This window comes from Gammaproteobacteria bacterium, from assembly GCA_013001575.1.
Taxonomy (GTDB): domain Bacteria; phylum Pseudomonadota; class Gammaproteobacteria; order Steroidobacterales; family JABDMI01; genus JABDMI01.
On the sequence record JABDMI010000042.1, the window covers coordinates 1 to 4,630 of the forward strand.

The following is a 4,630-nucleotide window of genomic DNA, read 5'->3' on the forward strand; positions in this document are numbered from 1 at the left end:
GTAAATCAGAAACGGCATTTATATGTACAGATTATCGTACATATTGTAGAATGCCAGAGTCTTTCAAGGAGGTAGTCGCTATGCGCATGCGAGTGGTCAATTTTTCCGAAGCCCGTCAACGGCTCAAATCGGTATTGGATCAGGTGTCGTCAGATACCGACTTTACCGTGGTAACCCGCCGCGATGCCGAAGATGTTGTGGTGATGTCGATGGCAATGTTCAATCGAATGGTCGAAAGCCTGGGATTTCCTGAAGCCGATTCAGACACCCCGGGTTGAGTCAATTTTAACGACTTTTAAAAGCAGGTTTAAAGGAATTCGACGCATTTAGCCATATAGAACATGGTTCAAATGTGCACGTTCGACGACGTTAGCCACATTCAGTTGCATTTGAAACTGTTTTTCGCGACTTTTCGCCACCAGACCGTTAATTAAAGCTTGCTCATGGCATTGGTATTATGCTATTTTGCCCGCTAACAGACTGGCTCGCGTTTGGACGTCTATTTGAAGAACATTCCAACACTCGGTCCATACTCAACGCTCCAATCTGTTCACGCGTTATAAATCAGGCAAAGCAACAAGAAAAATGTTGCCACCGATCTGATCCGGTCTAGTCGCTATTGTAATAATGCATACGGCGTATGCATGTTCATCAGTGCTGTGACCAATTCCCAGTCCGCTGGCTGTATATAAACTTAATACTAATTTGGAGAGTTTGTGTCTGACAAATTCAAGCACTTTGCTGACCCTGTAAATAATTCCTTATCGCATCAATCCGATAACGGCCTGTATGTGCCCGAGCTCGAGTCCGATGCTTGTGGTATTGGTTTGATCACCCAATTCAAAGGTGAGCGTAGCCACAAGCTGGTCGACGACGCATTGACCATGCTCGAGCGTATGCAACATCGTGGCGCCTGCGGTTGCGAACCCGACTCGGGTGACGGGGCCGGAATCTCATTGCAAATGCCGCACAGTTTTTTTGTCAGTGTGTGTCAAAAGAAAAATATCGAGTTGCCGGAGTTTGGTCACTACGGGGTGGCGGCGGTTTTTTATCCCAAGGACGACACGCTTTTTCAACGCTGCAAAGTTTTAATGAATGACTCTATGGATGAACTCGGTTTGCAACCCTTGTTGTACCGCAAAGTACCAACCGATCCATCCGGCATTGGTAAAACCGCTTTGTCGGTGGAGCCGCGCCAGTTCCAGATCATCATCAAACCCAAAGACAATCTCAGTTTCGCCGAGCTGGAACGCCGTTTATACGTGTTCCGTAAGTTTGCCATTCACCACATCCATCAGTTATTACCGAATGCGGTTGATGCGTTTTACATACCTTCGTGTTCGTACAAAACCATTGTTTATAAAGGCCAGTTGACCACCTATCAACTACGCACCTATTACCCGGATCTGCAAAATGAGGCTTTGACCTCGGCAATTGCCATTGTGCATTCGCGTTTTTCGACCAACACGGTGCCCAAATGGAAACTGGCGCAACCTTTCCGCACCATTGCGCATAATGGCGAGATCAATACCATTCAGGGGAACAAACACTGGTGGCGGGCGCGTGAAGCACTCTTGGCCTCGGAAATTTTCACCGCGGACGAAATGGAAAAACTTCTGCCGATCATCGGCAGCGAATTATCCGATTCCGGCAGTCTGGATAATGTGCTCGAATTCTTGATGATGGCCGGTTACAGCTTGCCCCATGCCTTGATGATGCTGGTGCCCCAGGCCTGGCAGCACGACGACAACATGTTGCAAGAGTTGAAAGAGTTCTACCAATACCATCAGGCACTCATGGAACCCTGGGATGGACCGGCGGCCTTGTGTTTTACCGACGGCAAACTGGTCGGCACCACGGTGGACCGTAACGGTTTGCGTCCGGTTCGGTATATCGAAAGCAAAGACGGTTACCTCATCGTGTCTTCCGAGGTCGGGGTGTATGACATCGCGCCAGAGAATATTAAACACAGTGGGCGTTTACGTCCGGGCCGTTTATTGGTGGCGGACCTGGAAAACGGCTGCATCCTGACGGATGAAGAGATCAAACACCAGATCGCCACAGCCAAACCCTATGGTGAATGGCTCGAGCAGCATCAGGTGAGTATCGATAACCTGCCCAGTAATGACATGAGTGGCAGTATCGAATACGACTCGCGTACCTTGAAACGCAAACAGATCTTGCATGGCATTGATCGTGAAGCCGTCTCACACATCATCCGTCCAATGGCGGAAGCGGCCAAGCCGCCGGTGTTTTCCATGGGCATCGATACGCCCCTGGCCATCCTGTCGCAAAAACCGCAACACCTGTCGCACTATTTCAAACAACTTTTTGCCCAGGTGACCAATCCACCCATTGATTCCATTCGTGAACGCCACGTGATGTCATTGAACATGTTGCTGGGTTCTGCGAACAACATTCTGCAACCGCAAGCCAGGCATTGCGAGGTCATTGAATTACAAACGCCGGTGCTGGGGGTGGAAAATTATTTCAAGATCCAGAACAACACCTTGTCGCAATTCAAAGTCGGCACCTTGCAGCTGAACTTTAAAGCCGATGGCCAGGATGGCCGTTTGCAAGCCGCGATCAACACCTTGTGCGCGTCAGCCGAAGCCCTGGTGCGAAATGGTTGTAATATTCTGATCCTTTCGGACCGCGGTACCAATCACGCGGCCACTGCCGTACCGTCTTTATTAGCGGTGGGCGCCGTGCATCAGTACCTGCTCAAGGCCGGACTGCGCTTGCACACCTCACTCGTGGTTGCCTGTGGCGATGTGTGGGAAGCGCATCACTACGCCACGCTCATCGGTTACGGGGCAAACGCGATCTATCCGTATATGGCTTATGCCTGCATAACCAAGGGCTTAAAAGACAAACAGTTCATAGGTGTGGAGAGCATTGATAAGGCCATAAGCAATTATCAATATTCCATAGAAAAAGAGTTACTCAAGATCATTTCCAAAATTGGTATCTCGACCCTGCAGTCTTATCACGGCAGTCAGATCTTTGAAATTCTCGGTTTGGGCGACAACGTGGTTGAACAGTGTTTTGCCGGATCGGTGTCGCGTATTGGCGGACTGGATTTTGACGGAATCGCCAGAGAGTGCATGGCCCGTCACACCCAGGCATTTGCCGACCAGGCGCCCACGGTTCTGCCCACCAATGGACGTTTGCAGTGGAAACGAGATGGTGAACAGCACCTGTTCAATCCAACCACCATCCATTACCTGCAAAATGCGGTGCGTAACAAACACGATGCAAGTTACAAGAAATACGCCAGCGCCATAAATGCCGAAGTTGATCACCCGGTCACCTTGCGACAGCTACTCGATTTCCGTAAGGGTGAAGCGATCGATATTGCCGAAGTCGAGGCACTAGACAACATTGTCAAACGTTTTGCCACCGGGGCCATGTCATTCGGGTCTATTTCCTACGAAGCGCATACTACCCTGGCGGTTGCGATGAATCGCATTGGCGCCAAAAGTAACAGCGGCGAGGGTGGTGAGGATGCCCGTCGGTATGAGCCGACCATGAATGGTGACTCACTCAATTCCGCGATCAAACAAGTGGCATCCGGACGTTTTGGGGTAACCGCTGAATACCTGTCAACCGCCGAAGAGATCCAGATCAAAATGGCCCAGGGCGCCAAGCCCGGCGAGGGTGGGCAATTACCCGGTCATAAAGTCAATGACTGGATCGCTAAAGTGCGCATGAGCACCCCGGGTGTGGGTTTGATCTCGCCACCGCCGCATCACGATATCTATTCCATTGAAGATCTGGCGCAGTTGATCTTTGATTTGAAAAATTCCAACCCCAAAGCCCGCATCAGCGTCAAGCTGGTGTCTAAATGCGGGGTCGGCATCATTGCATCGGGAGTGGCCAAGGCGCACTCGGATGTGATCCTGATCTCCGGCCACGACGGCGGAACCGGCGCCTCACCATTAACCTCCATTCAGCACGCCGGCTTGCCCTGGGAACTGGGCCTGGCCGAAACCCACCAAACGCTATTACGAAATAAATTGCGTGATCGCGTCATTGTACAAGCCGATGGTCAAATCCGAACGGGTAAAGACCTGGCAATCGCCGCTTTACTGGGGGCCGAGGAGTGGGGCGTGGCGTCTGCTGCACTGGTCGCCGAAGGTTGCATCATGATGCGTAAATGTCATCTCAATACTTGCCCGGTGGGTATCGCTACCCAAGACCCGGAATTACGCAAACGCTTTACCGGCAAACCCGAACACGTGGTGAATTTTTTCTATTACCTTGCCGAAGAGCTGCGAGAGATCATGGCTGAGCTGGGCTTTAGAAGTGTGAACGACATGATCGGCAAAGTTGAAATGCTAAAAGTACGCAATGACCTGACGCACTGGAAACACAAAACCATCGATCTGAGTAAAGTCTTGTACTGGAATGACGAGGTTGAAGGCGTTGGTCAATACAAACAACAGGAACAGGATCACGGGATTGATTCGGTTTTGGATAAAAAACTTATTCACCGTTTGCAGCAAGGCGTGGAAAATCCGATGTTCGATATTGTGAACACCGACCGCGCGACCGGAACCATGTTATCCAATTACTGGGTGCAGTTACCCGATTCGCAAAAGCCCGAGACTTATAAAGTGGAATTCAA

General features: G+C 50.5%; 2 protein-coding genes. Both read left to right on the top strand.

Annotated elements, in window-relative coordinates; genetic code table 11:
* Positions 1 to 86: 86 nt before the first annotated feature.
* A complete protein-coding gene (locus HKN88_04100) occupies positions 87 to 278 on the top strand; it encodes a type II toxin-antitoxin system Phd/YefM family antitoxin (protein ID NNC97235.1) in 192 nt (63 codons plus the stop codon).
* 438 nt (positions 279 to 716) lie between these two features.
* A partial coding sequence (gltB, locus tag HKN88_04105; protein ID NNC97236.1) for a glutamate synthase large subunit occupies positions 717 to 4,630 on the top strand: 3,914 nt, incomplete at its 3' end.